Here is a 3471-nt window from a genome sequence, read left to right on the forward strand (position 1 = left end):
GGCGTCGCCCCGCTGCGCGCCCAGGAGGGTCTGGCCCTGTTCGACGGTGCGCTCACCCTGGAGCGCGCCCTGGTCGTCCCCATGCACCTCGACCCGGTGGCGATGACCGGCGGGGGTGAGGTCCAGCCGCTGCTGCGGGCTCTCGTTCGCACGCCGCGCCGCCGCAAGGTCGGCACCGGCACCGGTGCGTCGGTCGAGCTCTCCCGGGCCCTGGCCGGCCTGAGCGAGTCCGAGCGGCTGAGCACGCTGCTGGCGATGGTGCAGGCGCAGGTCGCGTACGTCCTCGGGCATGCCGCCCCCGACAGCATCGACCCGGTCCGGGCGTTCAAGGACCTCGGCTTCGACTCGCTGACGGCCGTGGATCTGCGCAACCGCCTCAACGCGACCACCGGCCTGCGGCTGTCGGCGACGCTGGTCTTCGACTACCCGACGCCCGAGGCGCTCGCCGGTCACCTGGCCGCCGAACTCGTCGGCCGCGCCGAGGTGTCGCGCCCGAGCGTGCCCGCGGTCAGGTCGTACCGCGATGACGAGCCGATCGCGATCGTCGGCATGGCCTGCCGCTACCCGGGCGGGGTCGCCTCGCCCGAGGACCTGTGGCAGCTGGTGCTCGGCGGTCGCGATGGCATCACGTCCTTCCCGACTGACCGTGGCTGGCACCTGGATGCCCTGGAGGACGTCAACTCGGGTCTTTCCGGGACGAGTTACGTCACGGAGGGTGGTTTCCTGCACGACGCGGGTCTGTTCGACCCGGCGTTCTTCGGGATCAGCCCGCGTGAGGCGTCGGCGATGGACCCGCAGCAGCGTCTGCTGCTGGAGACCTCCTGGGAGGCGTTCGAGCGCGCGGGTATCGACCCGGCCTCGATGAAGGGCAGCGCGACCGGCGTCTTCGCCGGCGTGATGTACCACGACTACACCTCGCGTCTGCACGCGATTCCGGCCGGTGTCGAGGGCTACCTCGGTACGGGTGGTTCGAGCAGCATCGCCTCCGGCCGGGTGGCCTACACCCTGGGGCTGGAGGGTCCGGCGGTCACCATCGACACCGCCTGCTCCTCGTCGCTGGTCGCTCTGCACTGGGCGGCGAAGGCGCTGCGTGAGGGCGAGTGCACGATGGCGCTGGCCGGTGGTGTGACGGTGATGTCCACCCCGGGCGCGTTCATCGAGTTCAGCAAGCAGCGCGGTCTGGCCATGGACGGCCGCTGCAAGTCGTTCGCGGCGGCGGCGGACGGCACGGGCTGGTCCGAGGGCGTCGGGATGCTCCTGCTGGAGCGTCTCTCCGACGCCGAGCGCAACGGCCACCGCGTCCTCGCGGTGGTGCGCGGCAGCGCGATCAACCAGGACGGCGCGAGTAACGGCCTCACCGCCCCCAACGGTCCGTCCCAGCAGCGGGTGATCCGCCAGGCGCTGGCCGGTGCCCGACTGACCTCGGACCAGATCGACGTGGTTGAGGCGCACGGCACCGGCACGGTGCTCGGTGACCCGATCGAGGCCCAGGCCCTGTTGGCCACGTACGGTCAGGAGCGTGCCGAAGAGCCGCTGTGGCTGGGGTCGTTGAAGTCCAACATCGGCCACACCCAGGCGGCGGCCGGTGTCGGCGGCATCATCAAGATGGTGATGGCGATGCGGCACGGCGTGCTGCCGCAGACCCTGCACGTGGACGAGCCGTCGCCGCACATCGACTGGGCCTCGGGCGCCGTCGAGCTGCTGACCGAGGCCCGCCCCTGGCCGGAGACCGGGCGTCCGCGTCGCGCGGCCGTCTCCTCCTTCGGCATCAGTGGCACCAACGCCCACACGATCATCGAGCAGGCTCCGGCGGAGAAGCGTCCGGCTCGTACCGGGAACGAGGAGGACGGTCAGGCGCCGCTGGTGCTCTCCGCGAAGAGTGAGGGTGCTCTGCGCGGTCAGGCGCAGCGACTGCTCGCCCTGGTCGAGGCCGAGCCCGAGCTGCGGGTCACCGACCTCGCCTACTCGCTGGCCACCACCCGCACGACGATGGACCTCCGCGCCGGCGTCGTCGCGGACAGCCGCGACGGGCTCGCGTCCGCCCTGCGGGCGCTGGCCGAGGGCGGCACGGCTGCCGGGCTGGTGACGGGTGCCGCCTCGGGCGGGAAGCTGGCGTTCCTGTTCACGGGGCAGGGCAGCCAGCGTCCCGGGATGGGGCGTGAGCTGTACGAGGCGTTCCCGGTGTTCGCGGAGGCCTTCGACGCGGTGTGCTCGCGGGTGGAACTGCCGCTGAAGGAGGCGGTGTTCGGCGAGGACGCTGCGGTCCTGGCCCGTACGGAGTTCACCCAGCTCGCGCTGTTCGCCGTCGAGGTGGCGCTGTTCCGCCTGCTGGAGAGCTGGGGTGTCCGCCCTGACTTTCTGGTCGGCCACTCGATCGGCGAGCTGGTGGCCGCGCACGTCGCGGGCGTTCTCTCCCTCGACGACGCCGTCACCCTGGTGGCGGCCCGTGGCCGCCTGATGCAGGCGCTGCCCGAGGGCGGCGCGATGGTCGCGGTCAAGGCCACCGAGGCCGACGTCCTGCCCCTGCTCAGCGAGAACGTCAGCATTGCCGCGATCAACGGTCCGACGTCCGTGGTGATTTCCGGCGACGAGGCCGAAGTCTTGGCGATCGCCGGGCAGTTCGAGAAGACCAAGCGGCTGAGCGTTTCGCACGCCTTCCACTCGCCGCTGATGGACGGCATGCTGGACGACTTCCGCCGGGTGGCGGAGGGTCTGACCTACTCGGCGCCGCAGATCGCGGTGGTGTCCAACGTGACCGGTGAGCCGGCCACGGCTGAGGAGCTGTGCTCGCCCGAGTACTGGGTCCGGCATGTCCGCCAGGCGGTTCGCTTCGCCGACGGGATGCGGGCCCTGGAGGCCAAGGGCGTCACCACCTTCGTCGAGCTCGGCCCGGACGGTGTGCTCTCGGCCATGGGCCAGGAGTGCGTCGACAGCGGTGTGTTCGTACCGGCGCTGCGCGCCGAGCGGCCCGAGGCACAGGCCGCGCTGACGGCCCTCGTGACCGTGCACGTCCAGGGCGCCCGGGTCGACTGGCGAGGGTTCTTCGCGAAGACCGGCGCCCACGTCACGGACCTGCCGACGTACGCCTTCGACCGCGAGTGGTTCTGGCTCCACGCCCCCGCTCTGACCGGGGATGTCCAGTCCGCCGGCCTCGGTGCGGCCGATCACCCGCTGTTGGGTGCGGCGGTGGCTCTCGCCGATGCGGAGGGCTTCTTGTTCACGGGTCGACTGTCGGTGGAGTCGCACCCGTGGCTGGCCGATCACGTGGTGCTGGGTTCGGTGATCCTGCCCGGGACCGCCTTTGTCGAGCTCGCGGTGCGGGCCGGTGACCAGGTGGGTTGCTCGCTGGTGGAGGAGTTGACGCTGGAGGCGCCGTTGGTGCTTCCGGGGTCGGGTGGTGTGCAGGTTCAGGTGACGGTGGGCGCGGTGGATGCGTCCGGGCGTCGTTCGGTGGCTGTGCACGGTCGGGCC

General features: G+C 71.7%; 1 protein-coding gene. It reads left to right on the forward strand.

The genetic code is table 11. The features are described 5' to 3' along the window. On the forward strand, positions 1–3471 hold a 3471-nt coding region (locus ACWDBE_RS39040), incomplete at both ends, for a type I polyketide synthase (protein ID WP_449810358.1).

The sequence above is a fragment of the Kitasatospora sp. NPDC001132 genome (genome assembly GCF_053598415.1).